This is a genomic window from Ruegeria sp. C12 (genome assembly GCF_056537745.1).
In genome coordinates, this window is the sequence record NZ_JBQFSA010000009.1 from 191,793 (window position 1) to 209,583 (window position 17,791).

A 17,791-nucleotide genomic window follows, 5' to 3' on the forward strand; every position below is an offset into this window, starting at 1 on the left:
TTGGGCTTTAGTCGTAAGACCAGATGCCCTGACCCAAAGCCTCGATCGCGACAGAGATGCGCTCAAAACTGTCCGCCGCGCGTTTGACCGAGGTTCGGGCGCGCAGGTATCCGTGGACCAGGCCCGCCTCGTTGATCCAGTGCGCCTGCCCGCCGGCGGCAGAGATACGTTCGCAATAGGTCGAGCCATCATCACGCAGCGGGTCGCAATCCGCGGTGACAACAACGGTCGGTGGCAGGCCCGAGAAATCGCTGTCGTGAAGCGGCGCGTAGGTCGGATCGTCGTGCGGGGCGGGGCCGCCACAGCGGACATTCTCGTAAAACAGAATCTCGTCGCGGGTCAAAAGCGGCGCGTGGGCGTGTTCGACATACGAACCCTTCGAGTTGTCGCCGCCCAGACCCGGATAGATCAGGACCTGGCCGAGTATTTCCGCCCTCTGCCCCCGAAGCTGATGGGCGACCGCAGCGGCCAGATTGCCGCCTGCACTGTCACCGGCCAGAACCATAGGGTCACCGAATTCCGACACGACCCAGTTCACCGCAGTCAGGCAATCCTGAAACTGCGCCGGGTGCACATGTTCGGGGCAAAGCCGATAATCCACCGCCACGATTCGATACCCTGTCTGTGCGCAGATCTCGGCGCAGACGTCGTCATGACTGTCCAGCCCGCCAACAACAAATCCGCCGCCGTGGAAATAGACCACAGTCCGGGTGGGATCTCCGGCCGTATAAATGCGAACAGGCACGCCATCGGCGCGCCTGTCCTGTGTTTCAACACCCTTTGGGCGGGGCTGGCGAAAGTCCTGACACATCGTGTCATAAACCCGGCGCTGATCCTCAATCGACAGATCAACCGCGTCGTCAGGATAGCTTTCCGCCGTGCGTCTTATGAACGCCCAAGTTTCCTCATCAATCAGACGTTCATAATCCATGTTCCCTCCCGGTCAGGCAGCCCACTCCCATGGCCGGGTGAACGACCCCAGCACTTTGCTGACATCGTCCTCTGACGCGCCGTTCGCGTCAAGCTGCGCGACTAGGCCGCGTTTCTTATCGTCAATGACCGAGACCACGCGCGCATCGACGCCTGCCGTTTCCAACGCACCGTTGTAGATCCGGGTAATGGCATGTTTGCGCAGATCAGGCTTGAACACCTTGCCGACGGCAGTTTTGGGCAGTTCCGACAGGATGGTCATATGCTTGGGCTGTGCCGCGCGTTCGTGGACATGCACCTTGCAGAACTCCATCAGAGCCTCTTCGGTGACCGAGGCCCCCTCGACCAGTTCGACAAAGGCGCAAGGCACTTCGCCCGCATGCGCATCGGGTTGGCCGATGGCACCGGCAAAGGCAACGGCTTCGTGACCCAACAGCGCCTCTTCGATCTCGGCCGGGTCGATATTGTGACCGCCACGGATGATCAGATCCTTGGCACGACCGGTAATCCACAGATAACCGTCCTCGTCAAAACGACCCAGGTCGCCTGTACGCAGGTATTTGTCATAGTGGTACAGGTTCACGTTCTTGTCGGCTTCGGTATAGGTGTTGCCCGCAAAGACGCCCGGGTTTGAAATACAGATTTCTCCGATCTCATCCGCTGCACATTCCTTGGGTCCATCGGGGCCGTCCTGCAGTATTTTTACATCCGTGTACGGGAACGGGATACCGATCGAGCCGATCTTTTTCTCGCCATCCACGGGGTTACAGGACACCAGACAGGTGGCTTCAGTCAGGCCATAGCCTTCCACAATGGTAACGCCGGTGGCTTCCTCGAACCGGCGGAACAGTTCAACCGGCAGCGGCGCCGAGCCCGAGAAGGCGGTTTTGACCGAAGAAATATCCGCATCTACCGGGCGCTGCATCTTGGCCGAGATTGCCGTGGGCACCGTGATGATGAAGCTGACCTTCCAACGCTCGATCAGTTTCCAGAAATTGTCGAATACGCCATCGCCACGATACCCTTGCGGTGTCGGGAAGATTACATGAGCGCCAGATGAAACGGCCGCCATCATGATGACGTGGACGGCAAAGACGTGGAACATGGGCAGCGGGCACATGATGACGTCAGTTTCATCGAACAGCAGCGTATGACCCAACCAGCCATTGTAGACGAGGCCGGAATACTTGTGCTGTGCCACCTTGGGCATACCTGTCGTACCGCCGGTGTGGAAATAGCAAGCGACGCGGTCTTCCTTGCTGTCCTCAAAGGTCAGCGTCTTCGGTTGTTTGGCCAGCTCTTTGTTGAAGTTCTTGTAATCCGCATGGGCCAGCTTTTCCTTGTCGCCCATCTTCGGACGCAACAGAGGAACAATCCACGATTTGGGCGGCGTCAGATAGCGGTTCAGGTCGATTTCCAGAATGGTATTGACCTTGGGCGCGTGTCGAACGGCCTCTTCCACCTTTTGCGCCACATCCGTTTTCGGGAATGACTTCAGCGTCACGACGACCTTGGCACCCGTCTCACGCAGAATCGCTGCGATTTGCTCGGGCTCCAGCAGTGGGTTGATCGGGTTCACGATCCCAGCTACGGCACCGCCCATCATGGTCACCAGGGTCTCGTTACAGTTGGGCAGCACATAAGCCACCACATCCTTTTCCCCAACTCCAAGCGAGCGGAACAGGTTCGCCGCCTGATTGACCTGTCCCAGAAGGTCCGACCACGTCAGCGTTTCGGCCTTGTCATTGGGGCCTGAAAATATTTGGAAACTGACTGCGTTGTGATTTGGAAATTTCCCGGCTGTCCGTGACAGCAATTGATGAAACGTAACCGGCAGGTCACGATCCTCCCACGGCATTTCCTGTTCAACACGCGTTTTGTCTTCCAGCCCAACAAAGGCCATGTGGCTCCTCCCGTCTTATAATCTCCCGCGCGCCACACGCGGTTATGATCCGTCCTAAGATGGGATCACAACCTTGCCGACGCAAGCAAGCGCTTAGCGACGAAAATGCTCAAAATGTAGAATGACGCTGCGGCGGAACCGGGAATTTCGGTACGTCACTTCATTCCGCAGCGACCCCGTCGGTGAATTGCAGCCGCGCCAGACGGGCATACAGGCCATCCTGTGCCACCAGATCGTCATGGGTGCCCTGCGCAACGATACGCCCGGCCTCCAACACAACAATCCGGTCTGCCTTTTTCACGGTTGCCAGACGGTGCGCCACGATCAGCGTCGTGCGCCCCGCCCGCATCTGATCCACCGCACCTTGCACCGCGCGTTCGCTTTCCGCATCCAGGGCCGAGGTCGCCTCGTCCAGCAGCAGAACCGGCGCGTCGCGCAGAATGGCGCGGGCAATGGCGATGCGCTGTTTCTGTCCACCCGACAACATCACGCCCCGCTCACCCACAAAGCTGTCATAGCCTTCGGGCAGGGCCGCAATGAACTCATGCGCGGCGGCGGCGCGTGCAGCGGCCTCGACCTCGGCATCCGCGGCATCCAGACGACCAAAGCGAATGTTTTCGCGGGCCGAGGCGGCGAAGATCACCGGGTCCTGTGGCACCAGCGCAATATGAGTGCGGAAGTCCGCCCGATCCAGGTCCTGCAGGTCAGAGCCATCAATCAGAACACGCCCGGCATTCGGATCGTAGAACCGTTGGATCAGCTGGATCACGGTAGTCTTGCCCGCGCCCGAGGGGCCCACGAACGCAACCGTTTCACCCGGCCTCACCTGCAAGGACAGATTGTCCAGCGCAACCACGTCCGGCCTTGCGGGATAGCGGAAGCTTACGTCCTCAAACCGGATCTCACCGCGAACCGGCAAAGGCAGCGATTTGGGTTGTCCCGGGTCGGTCACTGTGTCTTCGGCATGCAGCAACTCGACCAGACGCTCGGTCGCGCCAGCGGCGCGCTGCAGTTCGCTCCAGATTTCGGACAGGGCGGCGACCGAGCCTGCCATGATGATCGAGTAAATCACGAACTGGATCAGAACGCCTTCGGTCATGACCCCGTTTCGCACGTCATTGGCCCCCATCCACAGCACCCCGACGATGCCCGAGAAGACCAGAAAGATGACGATGACGGTCAGAACCGCGCGGGTCTGAATGCGCCGCAGTGAGACGACATAGGATGTCTCGGTCATCTGATCGAACTGCGCGCGGCTGGCCTGTTCGTGGGTGAAGGCCTGAACTGTCTGGACCGCGCCCAAGGCCTCACCCGCATTGCCCGAGGACGCGGCGATCCAGTCCTGATTCTCGCGGCTGATTGCCCGTAAGCGGCGGCCCAGAACCAGGATTGGAACAATGACCACCGGGATCAGCAACAGAACCAGCCCGGTCAGCTTGGCCGAGGTCAAAAGCATCAGCACCAGACCACCGACAAACATCAGCAAATTGCGCAGGGCAATCGAGACGGACGAGCCCAGCACCGACTGAATCAGAGTCGTGTCGGTGGTGATCCGGCTGAGCACTTCGCCAGTCATGATGCGTTCGTAAAACTCGGGGCTCATGCCGATGACGCGGTCAAAGACGGCCATGCGAATGTCGGCCACCACCCTTTCACCCAGGCGTGTGACCAGCGCGTAGCGGATACCTGTTCCAACTGCCAGAATGCCCGCAATAACCAGTGCCGCCAGAAAATACCAATCCAGCAGTTCGCCATCCTGAATGCGGAAATTGTCCACCACGCGGCGCACCGCCAAAGGCAGGGTCAGCGTCATGCTCGCCGTCAGAATCAAGGCCAGAGTCGCACCGAGCATCAACAGCTTGTAGGGCCGCATAAACGGCCAGAGCGCCCGCAGCACGCCGATTTTCTTGGAGGTCGCGCGTTCCTCGCTGGCCCCGGGTGCCGGTGCGGTCGGTTGACTGGTTTCAGTCCGTCTTGCCATGTGGGGCCCTTGTTTCCTGAACTTTGCTGGGTCCATGCTTCTTGGCGGCAGCGGCATCCGGGGTCAAGCAGGACCCAGTTGATTGCTGGTCCGACAGGGCCATTTGACGCAGAAATTTAAGGGGAAACAACTGGAGCGGGTAGACGGAATCGAACCGACATAGCCTGCTTGGAAGGCAGGGGCTTTACCATTAAGCTATACCCGCTCAAGGTTTCGCCTTCCTATGTGATGGCCAAGTGGGCGTCAAGAGTGAACTATCAGCGGGTTAATTTGACCTCAATAAAAGCTGTTTTGGATTGTGCGAGGCTGGTATGGCGCGCGGCGTTTTGCTCGATATCGCTGGAGTTCTGTATCAGGGTGACCAACCGCTGCCGAGTGCTGCCGAAGCGGTCTCGAGCCTGCGAAACGCGGGTCTACCGATCCGGTTCCTAACGAACTCAACCCGCCGACCAAAGCGTGCGATTTTGGACAAGCTTCACGGGTTTGGAATAGACGCATCATCAGGCGAGGTCATGACACCGGCGGCCGCCGCATGTTCCTGGCTTGAAAAGAACGGATACGCGCCGCATCTGCTAATCCATCCAGATTTGGAGGAAGACTTTGCAACCTGCCGGAGGTCAGGTCCTTGCGCGGTCATAGTTGGAGATGCCGGTCCCTACTTCACCTATGAAAGGCTGAACGCTGCCTTTCGTCTAATCAAAGATGGCGCGCCTTTTCTTACTTTGGCGTCCAACAGGATCTTTCGTGATGCAGATGGCGAACTCAGCATGGATGCGGGCGCATTTGCTCGGGCGCTCGAGTATTCGAGCGGGACAAAGGCACTTCTGTTCGGCAAACCCGCACCTGCCTTTTTCCACGCCGCCGCCAACAGTATGAAACGAGACCCTGCGGAGGTCACAATGGTCGGCGATGATGCCGAAAACGATATCGCGGGCGCTTTGAAAGCAGGATTGGGAGCCGCCATTCTTCTCCGAACGGGAAAGTATCAAGCTGGAGATGAGGCGCAACATCAGCCGCGACCGTCATCAACAGAAGACTCCATACTCTCCGCTGCTAGGCAGATTTTAGACAGAACCGTTTAACCGACGACAAGAAGATCATTTTGCAGCAACGATACCGCATTCAGAAAGTGCGCAGGCATCATAGTCCGGCATCCATATTCATTGCAATCGCCGTTGAATCTTCCAATGCTGCGGCGATGCGAATGAGTCATAGAACACTGCAAACAGGGCCGCAATTTGGCCACCAAGCTGCCGTTCGCTGCGCTACCAGCACTGTGTCTCACGACCGGCAGCTATGTGCAGAAAGCGGACTTTGCAATCTTCGGCGGACAATCATGGCAAACGTTTGCCAAGACCATTTGGAGCAGCCGCTATTAGGAACTGGCTGAACATGCCATTGATCATGATTTGATGCTCTGCCGTATTCTCGCGTCCGTTGCTGGTCGCTTTGATTGCAAAGTCAGGCAATGGTCACTGTCCCGAATTGGTTTTCGCGATACTGCAAAGCAGATCGACATGTCTGTCCAACCATTCTTCGTCCAGTGCCTCGTAACGTATGAGCTTGCGGAAGTAGGGTGCAGCGATTGCTAGTTCTATGAGCTGGTCAACCGGTGCATCCGCGGCTATCTCACCGCGGTCTATTGCGGCTGCAATTACTGCTTCAACACTTGCGAACCTGTCTTTCATGAATTCAGTGATTACCAACCGCGCTTCTGCATCGGTGGACGCAGCAGCGACCACCTGAGGCGCGATTTGGCCCCACGGTGTGTCATTTAAGGCTCCCATCAGTACACCGAGTAACCAGCGCAGGTCAGATCGTAGCGGGCCATCGGTTTTGGGCGGTATGTTTGGCGGTGTTGCGATGCGCCGGAATGCTGCATCACGCAGACTGCGCGCATCTGGCCAGTGCCTGTAAAGTGTACTGCGCGAAATGCCAGTTGCCTTCGAAACTGCGCCATGAGTTACGTGCAGCACGCCCTCATCCATCAGTATCCTTTGCGCCGCATCAAGCGCGGCCTGCCGTGTGGCGATCAGCCTAGGATCTTCTTTCAATCACCCCTCCTATAGAACACCTTGTTGCACAGTAGAACATTTTGTTCTAAAAGTACTGCCAGCCAAAAACTAAAGCTCAATACTCAATTCCGCGAACACGTCTTGTCAAAATGGGAGCGTATCAATGTTCAAAGTGGCAGCAACCCCGCTAGCGGTACTCTTATCGATGGTCGCGACAACCGCATTGTCCGAGAGTGGTACGTACGAGCTGGACCCCGGGCACAGCCAGGTACTGTTCAGCTACGACCACATCGGATTCTCAGAAACGTTTGGAATGTTCTCAGGGTTTAGCGGTGAGATTGAGTTCAATGAAGATGATCCGTCTGCGTCATCTGTCACAGTGTCTATGCCTATAAAATCCATGATCACGGGCTGGGATGCCCGTTTGCAACACTTCATGTCCGATGACTTTTTTAGCGCGAGTGACGATGACGTGGTCACTTTCGCCTCAACCAGCATTGAAGTGACCGGGGACAATTCCGCGAATATTTCTGGCGACCTGACCATGAATGGCGTCACCAAACCTGTTGTTCTGGAAACAACGCTTAACAAATCAGCGCCATACCCTTTTGGCGAAAAGGAGGGCACGCCGACCTTGGGGCTGGCAGCCACGGCGACTATCGTGCGGTCTGAATTCGGACTTGGGGCGTTTGCACCTGCGGTGAGCGACGAAATAGCAGTCTTGATCAATGTCGAAGCGTTAAAGGCTGAATGATGTGTGCAAGGGAACTGATATGGCACCGAGCGCTCATTCTTAACTTTTGACCGGCTGACAACAAATGAATGTGTTCCTGAAACTACTGGCGGCTGCCGCGACAGCGGTGGCATTGATGTGCCCGATGGTATCCGCACAAGAGCGCTCCTTGCCGGAGCGCACCTCGCCCAGTCCCGAAACGACAAGCGGCGTACCCCATACACAGATTGGTGTCGAAATTGATGCCGATTTGGCCAAGCTATTGCTGGAGCGTGTTGCGCAATTCCCAGGGGTCACACTTGGCCCAACACGCATATCATTACCTGGCGCGATTGGCTTTCAGCTTGATCCTGACATGTTGATGTCTCAACCGAACTCTATCGTCGGTGGGTTTGAGTTTGCGCATATGCATCCTGATGGCAGCTTGCACGCTTCGCTGCACCCCGCAATGGCCCGACGGGCAATTGAGGCTGGCTGGGCCGTAGGACACCCTTGGGCCAATCAACGTCCCGGATGGAGTGGCTTTGTCATGATCTATACTCCGACCACACCAGAAGAGTTGGATGTCGTCATCGGCCTGGTCGAAAGTTCGTACACCTTCATCACCGGAAACACCTTAGGCTAAACGCCTCTCTGCTGACCTTGCCGTTGCTGACTAATACGCAGATCGGTCAAAATTCAGTTGTACCGGACTTTCAGGTGATCCATGTTCCGCTGTTCCGGACGGACATGATCCAGAGATGTGGCGCACCCATAATAGGTGCAACTAGGATCGTTTGCGTCGACCCATCCTCGTAACTTGTCAAAACCACGTGCCCCCAGTAGGTATTTGGTATGTTTCGCCTGGTCCTGTCGATACTTCTTGTTGTTGCATTCTCTGGCGCATCCGCAGCGTCCGTGAAGCATGGCTTGACCCATGGATCGGATCATTCTGGTCATCATGCTCAAATGGCGGACGACGATCCGTTGGCTAATGCCGAGAAAGCTGTTGCGGATTGTTGCGACACCACCAGCGGCATGGGTTCAACATCCTGTTTTGGTGATCTCGTCGCCACGGCGGGGATTTCGCCTATTGCTCCATTGGTGATCTCAGTGGGTGGTGTGACGCACGCTGGAGCCGATTTTTCGGGCCTCGCACTGGGTGTTCCCACCGGTCCTCCGAAAGCCTGAATGGCAACGGGCGCTCGCCCGCATTCCGTTCAAATTTCACATCAAAGGACCGACAGACATGATCACACGTCGTCAATTCACCACAATGTCTGCAACTGCTCTCATCGCGACAGCTCTTCCCGTCCGTGCAGGCACCCCAATGCACGTGCTCAGTTCACCAGGTTGCGGATGTTGTCACGCGTGGGCCGACTTGGCTCGCGCACGTGGCAACGCCGTAACCGTTGAGGAACTGACCGACCCCGAGGCACAGAAGTCAGCGCGGGGTATCCCGCTGAACCTCGCATCCTGTCACACCATTGAAGCCGATGGTTATGTCTTTGAAGGCCATGTGCCGTTCGAAGCACTGGAAGCCGTGTCGAAGGATCGGCCTGACATTACAGGGCTTGCCGTTCCTGGCATGCCAATGGGCTCCCCTGGTATGGGCGACGATCCGTCCGCCCGTTACGACGTCATTGCATTTGGGGGAGAGGCTGGAGCCGGTACGGTATACTACCGCGCTGGCAACGCACAGCCGTTCCACACCTGATGCTAGGGCGCACAACACTCTTGGTCACCGGTGGGCTTGCGCTCGCCGGTTTCGCCCTAGCTTTCGTTCTGGCCCAGCCCTCTAAGGCCGTCGGTCTATTGAGGCCGGATGACGCCGAACTGGTCGCAACTGGCCAAGATATCTACGCGGACCAATGTGCTGCCTGCCACGGAGCACGCCTGGAAGGACAGCCAAACTGGCAGATACGCGGCGAGGATGGTTTGCTACCGGCACCGCCGCACGACGCCACAGGGCATACGTGGCACCACGATGATGAAACGCTCTTCACCTTGACCAAATTTGGCCTGGCCGGACTGATGGAAAATGCGTCCCCAACCGGTATGCCGGTCTATGAAAGTGTGCTCGGCGATGACGAAATCCTAGCGGTTCTTTCTTTTATCAAGTCAACCTGGCCCAATGACCTTCGTGAGTACCACGACGAGCTGAATGCCCAATCCGAATAGAGGAAAACTCAGATGATCAAACAAACTCTTCTCGGCTTGGTCGTAGCAATGGCTCCAATACTTGCGGCAGCGCATTCCAAGTCCGAAGATACGACGCCGGCAGACGGCGCGACTGTCACTGACGTGCCAGAGCTTTCCATGCGGTTCGATGATCCGATGCGCATCATCTCGGTCACGCTGACCTCACCCGATGGCGACGTCGAAATTGAACGCGAAACGGGTATGGACCCCAACACGGAATTCCGGGCTATGCCTTTGGAGGAGCTTGCTCCCGGAAGCTACCGCTTCGACTGGCGAGGTATGGCTTCAGACGGTCACCCGATGCAGGGCAGCTTTTTTTTCACGGTCGCTGAGTGATCGGACTGGCCCCTATAGATGGTGTCGTCGTCTTGGCCATTTTGGCGAAGGCACTTAGCTACGGTGCGGCGCTGTTGGCGATGGGTAGCGTCCTATTCACGGTCCTCTTTGCCAAGCGCGCCGAGGCATCTGTTTTGCGCCTTGCACGTCAACTCGCGGTCGGTGCGTCGCTTCTCGGTCTCGCCGTGCTCGCTCTACGTTTCGGCATCAGAGCGGCGCGGATATCCGGGATGGGCTTTGATGGCGCGACGGACCCAATAATGCTTGGCTTTGTTTGGGACAGTCCGCTTGGCACCGCCGCGATTTGGCGAGCGGTGGGTGAATTCGCGATATTGGCAATCCTACTCCCCCGTGCCGGGCAATGGATTGCTTTGGCGGGCAGCCTTGCCATAGCGATTTCCTTTGCTCAGGTGGGACACTCGCTCGGACAGCCCAGGGCGGCTCTCGCAATCTTGCTGGTTTTGCATCTACTGGCTGCCGCGTTTTGGGTCGGTGCTCTCCTGCCTTTGCGCAAAGCGGCGCTCACTCCTAATGGGGCCGATCTATTGCGCCACTTTGGCAATGTCGCTGCTTATGGAGTTGCCGTCCTGATTGTTGCGGGTGCAGCGCTCGCGTGGCTGCTTTCGGGCACTGTGGCCGACTTGTTCGGAACGGCCTATGGATTGGTACTTTTGGCCAAGGTCGTGATCGTTTCTGCCCTTCTTGGCCTCGCGGCGCTGAACAAGCTGAGATTTGTTCCGGCTCTCAGGGCCAAAGAACCTAGTGCCACGACTTCACTCAGGCGGTCGATTTCAATGGAGATGTTGGCCGTTGTCCTTATCCTGTTTGCAACGGCGACGCTGACCAGTGTGACGACACCTCCTATCAACTTCTGACGGCTTATAGTTTGATGCCGGAACTGCAAAGCCTTGCTACGAAGGTCCGCTTAGCGCTGCCATCAGCCAATCACGTGTACCGCAGGGAATGACTATTTAGAGCCCAAGCCGGTCATCTTAATTTCATGCCGCGAGTGCGCGCAGTGGCAAATATTCTGCACAAGCACGAAATTCCATGACGCGGTGCGGCAGCGATTTCGACCCTTCGTGAGCGACGCAACATTATTAAAGGCGGCAATTTACAGAACGCGAGACGAAGCGGGCTTTCGCTATATATATTGTAACGGCTGCAATTTAGCTTACCCCAAGCACTTAAAGCCTTAATTTGATTTATTGTGCACCCAAGACGCGTCATTTTTGGAGCTTGCCTGACACGCTGCGATAAACCACATCCCATTCATAGCAGCGTCAATCCCTGGGAGGAGAAGCCCATCGCTAGATCCGCTGATAAGATCTGCTGCGTCACTGTAGAGATTGGCGAACCCCTCTAGATACCCCTCGGGATGCCCAGGAGGGATGCGCGTCCAACGGTCATTTTCATCGCCTAAATGAGAGCCGCCCCGTGTGAGGATTTGTGTGGCCGCCCCAAATCTGGTGAAACTCATCTGATTTGGGTTCTCTTGGTTCCACTCAATGCTGCCCTTATCGCCATAGATGCGCAATGTCAGGCTGTTTTCGCAACCAACGGCAACTTGACTGGCCCAAATCATACCCTTCGCGCCACCCTCCAAACGTAAAAGGATGTGGGCATTGTCATCGACCTTACGGCCATCTACGAAACAATGCAGGTCTGCACACAGCGCTTCCGTACCAAGACCCGATACGAAAGAGAGAAGATTGAAGGCATGCGTGCCGATGTCGCCTATCGCTCCAGCGCCGGACATATTGGGATCGGTGCGCCAATCGGCCTGTTTGTTGCTGGTGTCTTCGGCCAGCCAATCCTGGGCATATTCGGCCTGAACCACCCGTAATTTCCCCAGATCTCCACGTGCAATCATCTCACGGGCTTGTCGCATAAGCGGGTAACCTGTGTAGTTGTGAGTCAGGATAAATTTTGCCTTTGAAGTGTCCACGGCGACTTTGATTGCCTCAGCATCGTCCTGTGTCGCGGCAAGGGGTTTGTCACAGATCACGTTAATCCCAGCATTCAAAAACGCGATCGTAGGGCCTGCATGCATGTGATTTGGCGTTACAATCGCAACCGCATCAATGCCATCTTCACGTGCGGCTTCCTGCTGGGCCATGACTTCGAAACTGTCGTAAGACCGCTCCGGCGCGATGCCCAGCTCCACCGCCGAGGCCGCCGCGCGTTCAGGGTTGGATGACAACGCTCCCGCGACCAGATCCCACTTGCCGTCGATACGCGCGGCGATGCGGTGCACACCACCGATAAATGCGCCTTGGCCGCCGCCGACCATTCCAAGTTTTAGTTTTTTCATAGTCCTAGCATCCGTTTGATTTGCGCATCGTCACGCTCTGCACCGGCGAAGTCGTCAAAGGCTTTTCCGGTCACCTCGATCAGGTGTTTCTCGATAAAGGGCGCTCCTTCGGCCGCACCCTGTTCCGGTGATTTGATGCAGCATTCCCATTCAAGAACGGCCCAGCTGTCATAGCCATATTGGGTCAGTTTCGAGAAGATGCCCGCGAAATCGACTTGGCCATCGCCAAGCGACCGGAACCGCCCGGCGCGATCCGTCCACCCCTGATAGCCGGAATAGACGCCCTGACGCCCGGTCGGATTGAACTCGGCATCCTTGACGTGGAACGCGTTGATGCGGTCGTGATAGAGGTCGATGAACTGCAGGTAATCCAGTTGCTGCAGCAGAAAATGCGACGGGTCGTAGTTGATCATCGCCGCTTCATGGCCGCCACAGGCATCCACAAACATCTCGAAGGTGGCGCCGTCGAAGACATCTTCGCCGGGGTGGATTTCAAACCCGATATCCTGCCCGTGATCCTTGTAATGGTTCAGGATCGGTATCCAACGGCGACCTAGTTCGGCAAAAGCTTCTTCGATTAGGCCTGCAGGGCGTTGCGGCCAGGGATAGAGATAGGGGAATGCCAGAGACCCTGTGAAACTGACCGTGTGCTTGAGGCCAAGCCGTTCGGAGGCGACGGCGGCCTTCATCATCTGATCCACGGCCCATTCCTGCCGCGTCTTGGGATTACCATGCACAACCTCAGGCGCGAAGGCGTCAAAGGCTTCGTCATAGGCGGGGTTCACGGCCACCAATTGGCCCTGAAGATGGGTCGATAGTTCGGTGATCTCGACACCCGCGTCCGCGCAAATCCCTTTAATCTCGTCGCAATAGGCCTGGCTGGTCGCTGCCTGTTCAAGGTCAAACAGGCGTGCGTCGAAGGTCGGGATCTGCACGCCCTTGTAGCCCAACCCCGCGGCCCAGCGGGTGATCCCGGCCAGGGAGTCGAAGGGCGCTTCGTTGCCCGCGAATTGGGCCAGAAAAAGGGCTGGCCCCTTGATTTGAGTTGCCATCGTTTTCTCCTTGCGATGGATTGTTAGTGTTCAGGAGGAACGTGCAGCCTTTGCATCAACGGCTCATCGGGTGCGATCAGCTGCTGCATGACAGCCTTTGCGAGGAACCGGCCCGTCTTCCCGACATCCTCAGTTTCGACGAGGATGTCGTCGCGGAATGTCTTCAGCAACGGCACGGTTTCTTTCGAATACACGTCGATATCCTTGCCCAGCTTGCGCCCTAGGCCTTCGAGAACACCGATGGTCGCGATGGCTACTTTGGGGGAAGCGCAGACAACAGCATCGATATCTGGTGACTTTTCAAACCTGTTCAGCAGCCAATGCCGGATGTCGTCGGAAGAATCGTCGCTGGAGATCTTCTCGGCAATTCGATAGCTCAGATTCAGATGAGGTGCGGTTTCAAGCAGGCTGCGCTTCATGTCCGTGGCATAGGCCTGATGCAGCGGTGGTAGAATTGCGTGGATGTTTCTGCGTCCACGCTCTGCAAGACGGTTTAGAGCGATGCGCATGAATGCAGCGTTGTCGTAGTCGGAATAGGCGTGATCGGCGCACCACTTCGAACGCCCGTGCGTCGCAAATGGAAACTTGCGTTCCATCAGATACGCGACGCGCTGGTCTTCTGGTTCGACCATATTGAAGATCACCGCATCGGCTGACCGCGTTTCGACGATGTACTTGATCGGCCGCAACGAATCTTCGTCTGGAAACCATGGCAACACGTTCAGGTGAAACTGTGTCCCGCGCAACTCGAGTGCGATTGAACTCGTAAGGCGAGTTGCGCTGCTGATGACATCGCCCTCCGCGGGCACGACGAGGGTGACAACATTTGTTCGTCCTGTCCGGAGGCGGACCCCGGCTCGGTTTGGGACATAGCCAACCGCATCGGCGATTTTGCGTACAAGCTCTTTGGTGTCGCTGCCGATATCCGGAGCATCCCCCAACGCGCGTGAGACCGTTGCGACGGCCAAACCGCTGATTCGCGAGATTGTCTTCAGGGTCGGTCGTTCGCCTGGATGAACCAGCGCCGACAGTTCTTTTTTGCTCAATCCAGCGATTACATCTGCGCTTCGTCTCATTAGCCTACACCTCAGAACATTGCTTAGACAGGCCTGAACCTATTCAGCAATTCTTGCTTCGCCTCCGTCTGCGAAAGGTCGCACCCCAATAATAAAGCGTACAAAAAAACACTTGCAAGGAGAAACTATAACGTTATAGGAGAAAAACTATATCGTTATAGGTGGGAGGAAACCATGAACCGGACTAAAATGCTGATGTCAGCAACGGCGATTGTCGCCGCATCCAGCGCTTCAGCCGCTGAGCTTGAAGTTATGCACTGGTGGACGTCGGGCGGTGAGGCCGTAGCGGTCCAGCAGTTCGCCGATGCTTTTAATGCCACGGGCAATACTTGGGTTGACGGCGCGATCGCTGGAGGCGACGCCGCGCGCGCTGTTATGGTGAGCCGCCTGACAGGTGGCGACCCAATGGGCGCGTTCCAGTTCAACCACGGTCGTCAGGCCGAAGAGCTGATCGAAGCAGGGCTGCTGCGCGACATCACCGACATCGCCGAGGCCGAAGGCTGGCTTGACCTTGTGAACCCTCCCAGCTTGCTGGAAGCCTGCACCGTCGACGGGCGCGTCTATTGCGCCCCGGTGAACATCCATTCCTGGCAGTGGCTCTGGGTAAGCCATGGTGCTTTTGAAGACGCCGGTGTCGCGGTACCGACCAATTGGAATGAATTCGTTGCCGCTTCAGACGCTCTTGAGGCTGCCGGGAAAATCCCGATGGCCATAGGTCAGCAGGGCTGGCAGCAGGCCGGCGCATTCAATGTCTTCATGGCAAGCTTGCCGCCAAGCGACGTATTCACCAGCGTTTATGGCGACAAGAACATCGAGATTGCCGCGGGCGAAGACGTGGCTTCCGTGTTCGCCGCAGCCGCGTCCGCGCGGGATATGGCTGCCAACTCCAACGTCCAGAACTGGAACGACGCCACCAACATGCTGATCACGGGCAAGGCTGGTGGCCAGATCATGGGTGATTGGGCACAAGGTGAATTCGCGGTTGCCGGTCAGGTTGCCGGTGAAGACTATAGTTGCTTGCCTGGTCTTGGCGTAAACCCGCGTCTATCAACGGGCGGTGACGCATTCTACTTCCCCGTGCTCGACGACGCGGAGTTATCGGCGGCCCAAGCCGAACTCGCAGCCCTGCTTCTCAAGCCTGAAACGCAGGTAAGCTTTAACCTAGCGAAAGGCTCGTTGCCGGTCCGGGGTGATATCGACCTCGAAGCAGCCAATGATTGCATGCAGCAGGGTCTGGCCTTGCTTGCGGAAGGCGCACTTCTGCCGGACTTCAACATGCTGGTGACCCCTGACACCAAATCTCAGATCGACGATCTTATGGTGCAGTTCTTTGCCGATCCTTCCTACTCCCCGGAAGATGCACACGCCGATTTCGTGCGCATTATTGAACGCGCAAACTAAACAACTCTGGGGATGGCGCGTTTTCGAACGGGCTAACCCATCCACTTTGATTGTCGGGCTTTCAGCAGGGAGATAGGCGATGACTTCGACGCGCCCAAACCAGCTGTTCCGGAACAAATCAGCAAAGATTGCAGCAATACCAATGGTGTTGACCGCTCTCTTTGTCTTTGTTGGCGGAACCGTGTGGACGGTTGTTTACAGTTTTACCGATTCAGGGCTTTTACCGCGCTTGAATTGGGTTGGCCTTGACCAGTATGAGCGGCTATGGACAACGCGTAAATGGCTGGTTTCAATCGAGAACCTTGCCATCTATGGCTTCTGTATGCTGGTTCTGATGTTTGTGATCGGCTTCATTCTGGCTGCGCTGATTGACCAAAAGATTCGATTTGAGAATACCATTCGGACCATTATTCTTTACCCGTATGCGCTCAGCTTCGTTGTCACCGGTCTGGTCTGGCAATGGATTCTGAACCCGGAATTCGGCGTGCAAAATATCGTGCGTGGTCTGGGTTGGGAAAGCTTCACCTTCGACCCGCTCTATACGGCCGATATCGCGATTTACGGCGTGCTCATAGCTGGCCTCTGGCAGGGCAGCGGGCTCGTTATGGTGCTGATGCTCGCCGGTCTTCGCGGTATCGATCAAGAGGTCTGGAAGGCGGCCCGTGTCGACGGTATCCCCGCCTGGAAAACTTATATCTTCATTGTCATCCCGATGATGCGCCCGGTCTTTATCACGACCCTTGTACTGGTGGTGACGGGCATTGTGAAACTCTATGACCTGATCGTGGCGCAAACGGGCGGGGGTCCGGGCATCGCCACCGAAGTTCCCGCCAAATACGTCTATGACATGATGTTCCAGGCCAACAATTTGGGTCAGGGCTTTGCTGCCTCGACCATGATGTTGGTGACGGTCGCAATCATCGTGATCCCCTGGGCTATCCTCGAGTTTGGAGGCAAGAACCGTGGCTAATACTTCCGCTTCCGCTTTCACCGACCCACATGGGCCAAAACCGCAAAAGGCCTTCTCGCGGCGCAATATCTTTCTCTACGGCACGCTCTTTGTAGTGGCTGCCTACTACGCTCTGCCGCTCTACATCATGATCGTGACGTCGCTGAAAGGTATGCCGGAAATCCGGATGGGCAATATCTTTGCCCCGCCGATGGAGGTGACTTTTCAGCCCTGGGTCAAAGCCTGGTCCGAGGCTTGTACCGGTCTGACCTGTAACGGTCTCAGTACTGGGTTCTGGAATTCGGTCCAGATCACGATCCCCTCGGTGATCCTGTCGATCATCATCGCATCGGTGAACGGCTACGCTTTGGCCAACTGGAAGTTCAAAGGCGCGGATTTGTTCTTCACCATCCTGATCTTTGGCGCCTTCATCCCCTATCAGGTGATGCTCTATCCGATTGTGATCATGCTGCGCGAGATTGGCTTATACGGATCGTTATCGGGGTTGGTCATTGTTCACACAATCTTCGGGATGCCGATCCTGACGCTGCTGTTCCGCAACTATTTCACGTCGCTGCCTGAAGAGCTGTTCAAGGCTGCACGCGTCGACGGGGCGGGCTTCTGGGGCATCTATTTCCGCATCATGGTGCCCATGTCGCTGCCGATCTTCACGGTCGCGATGATCCTGCAAGTGACAGGCATCTGGAACGACTTCCTGTTCGGCGTCGTCTACACCGGCCCGGAAAGCTATCCGATGACTGTGTCGCTGAACAATATCGTCAACACGACCCAAGGCGTGAAGGAATACAACGTCAATATGGCCGCCACGATCCTCACCGGATTGGTGCCACTGACTATATATTTCGTCTCGGGAAGACTCTTTGTGCGCGGCATCGCCGCCGGCGCGGTGAAAGGCTGAA

At 56.7% G+C, this 17,791-nt stretch carries 18 protein-coding genes and 1 tRNA gene; 11 read left to right on the forward strand and 8 right to left on the reverse strand.

All coding sequences use genetic code 11. The features are described 5' to 3' along the window. Positions 1-7 precede the first annotated feature (7 nt). From ACR0C9_RS18190 to ACR0C9_RS18205, 4 genes are all read right to left on the reverse strand, one after another. Positions 8-931, reverse strand: a complete 924-nt coding sequence (locus ACR0C9_RS18190) for an alpha/beta hydrolase (protein WP_480781626.1) — start codon at positions 929-931, stop codon at positions 8-10. A 12-nt stretch (positions 932-943) separates the two neighbouring features. Then, on the reverse strand, positions 944-2,833 hold the full coding sequence (locus tag ACR0C9_RS18195) for an acyl-CoA synthetase (RefSeq protein WP_170455014.1): 1,890 nt from the start codon (positions 2,831-2,833) through the stop codon (positions 944-946). Between the two features lie 160 nt (positions 2,834-2,993). After that, positions 2,994-4,814, reverse strand: coding sequence for an ABC transporter transmembrane domain-containing protein (locus ACR0C9_RS18200; protein WP_480781627.1), 1,821 nt, complete (start codon positions 4,812-4,814; stop codon positions 2,994-2,996). A gap of 131 nt (positions 4,815-4,945) precedes the next feature. Beyond that, positions 4,946-5,019: transfer RNA gene (locus tag ACR0C9_RS18205), tRNA-Gly, on the reverse strand. A gap of 106 nt (positions 5,020-5,125) precedes the next feature. Here ACR0C9_RS18205 and ACR0C9_RS18210 point away from each other — a divergent pair. After that, positions 5,126-5,896 (forward strand): TIGR01458 family HAD-type hydrolase, encoded by a 771-nt coding sequence (locus ACR0C9_RS18210; protein WP_480781628.1) that lies wholly within the window; start codon positions 5,126-5,128, stop codon positions 5,894-5,896. Between the two features lie 390 nt (positions 5,897-6,286). On the opposite strand, the gene ACR0C9_RS18215 is transcribed toward ACR0C9_RS18210, so the two are convergent. Beyond that, positions 6,287-6,868 carry a TetR/AcrR family transcriptional regulator gene (locus ACR0C9_RS18215; RefSeq protein WP_480781629.1) on the reverse strand — a complete coding sequence of 194 codons (582 nt, stop codon included), beginning with the start codon at positions 6,866-6,868 and terminating at the stop codon, positions 6,287-6,289. A gap of 124 nt (positions 6,869-6,992) precedes the next feature. Here ACR0C9_RS18215 and ACR0C9_RS18220 point away from each other — a divergent pair, with 124 nt between their 5' ends. The 7 genes from ACR0C9_RS18220 (at position 6,993) to ACR0C9_RS18250 (ending at position 10,954) form a co-directional block, all read left to right on the forward strand. Beyond that, positions 6,993-7,583: a YceI family protein gene (locus tag ACR0C9_RS18220; RefSeq protein ID WP_170624433.1), complete on the forward strand. Its 591-nt coding sequence runs from the start codon at positions 6,993-6,995 to the stop codon at positions 7,581-7,583. Between the two features lie 64 nt (positions 7,584-7,647). After that, entirely contained in the window at positions 7,648-8,187 is a 540-nt protein-coding gene (locus tag ACR0C9_RS18225; RefSeq protein ID WP_170624435.1) for a luciferase domain-containing protein, read from the forward strand. A gap of 209 nt (positions 8,188-8,396) precedes the next feature. Next, positions 8,397-8,732, forward strand: coding sequence for a hypothetical protein (locus ACR0C9_RS18230; protein WP_170451089.1), 336 nt, complete (start codon positions 8,397-8,399; stop codon positions 8,730-8,732). A gap of 190 nt (positions 8,733-8,922) precedes the next feature. Further along, entirely contained in the window at positions 8,923-9,258 is a 336-nt protein-coding gene (locus ACR0C9_RS18235; RefSeq protein ID WP_480781630.1) for a DUF411 domain-containing protein, read from the forward strand. Further along, entirely contained in the window at positions 9,258-9,722 is a 465-nt protein-coding gene (locus tag ACR0C9_RS18240) for a c-type cytochrome (protein ID WP_480781631.1), read from the forward strand. The genes ACR0C9_RS18235 and ACR0C9_RS18240 overlap by 1 nt, the downstream gene beginning before the upstream one ends. 12 nt (positions 9,723-9,734) lie before the next feature. Continuing rightward, positions 9,735-10,079 (forward strand): copper resistance CopC family protein, encoded by a 345-nt coding sequence (locus tag ACR0C9_RS18245; protein WP_480708638.1) that lies wholly within the window; start codon positions 9,735-9,737, stop codon positions 10,077-10,079. Between the two features lie 41 nt (positions 10,080-10,120). After that, positions 10,121-10,954: a CopD family protein gene (locus ACR0C9_RS18250; protein WP_480781632.1), complete on the forward strand. Its 834-nt coding sequence runs from the start codon at positions 10,121-10,123 to the stop codon at positions 10,952-10,954. Between the two features lie 320 nt (positions 10,955-11,274). On the opposite strand, the gene ACR0C9_RS18255 is transcribed toward ACR0C9_RS18250, so the two are convergent. The 3 genes from ACR0C9_RS18255 to ACR0C9_RS18265 are packed head-to-tail and all read right to left on the reverse strand — an operon-like array spanning position 11,275 to position 14,521. Further along, complete coding sequence (locus tag ACR0C9_RS18255; RefSeq protein WP_480781633.1) at positions 11,275-12,393, reverse strand: Gfo/Idh/MocA family protein; 1,119 nt, start codon at positions 12,391-12,393, stop codon at positions 11,275-11,277. Beyond that, complete coding sequence (locus ACR0C9_RS18260; protein ID WP_170525015.1) at positions 12,390-13,445, reverse strand: sugar phosphate isomerase/epimerase family protein; 1,056 nt, start codon at positions 13,443-13,445, stop codon at positions 12,390-12,392. The genes ACR0C9_RS18255 and ACR0C9_RS18260 overlap by 4 nt, the downstream gene beginning before the upstream one ends. A 23-nt stretch (positions 13,446-13,468) precedes the next feature. Beyond that, complete coding sequence (locus ACR0C9_RS18265; RefSeq protein ID WP_170525018.1) at positions 13,469-14,521, reverse strand: LacI family transcriptional regulator; 1,053 nt, start codon at positions 14,519-14,521, stop codon at positions 13,469-13,471. Positions 14,522-14,716: 195 nt separating this feature from the next. Here ACR0C9_RS18265 and ACR0C9_RS18270 point away from each other — a divergent pair, with 195 nt between their 5' ends. From ACR0C9_RS18270 to ACR0C9_RS18280, 3 genes are all read left to right on the forward strand, one after another. Beyond that, the gene (locus tag ACR0C9_RS18270) at positions 14,717-15,922 is read left to right on the forward strand and encodes an ABC transporter substrate-binding protein (RefSeq protein WP_170525080.1); all 1,206 of its coding nucleotides are present in this window, start codon (positions 14,717-14,719) and stop codon (positions 15,920-15,922) included. 79 nt (positions 15,923-16,001) lie between these two features. After that, entirely contained in the window at positions 16,002-16,892 is an 891-nt protein-coding gene (locus tag ACR0C9_RS18275; protein WP_170525021.1) for a carbohydrate ABC transporter permease, read from the forward strand. Further along, positions 16,885-17,790 carry a carbohydrate ABC transporter permease gene (locus tag ACR0C9_RS18280; protein WP_170525025.1) on the forward strand — a complete coding sequence of 302 codons (906 nt, stop codon included), beginning with the start codon at positions 16,885-16,887 and terminating at the stop codon, positions 17,788-17,790. Before ACR0C9_RS18275 ends, ACR0C9_RS18280 begins: the two co-directional genes overlap by 8 nt. Position 17,791 lies beyond the last annotated feature (1 nt).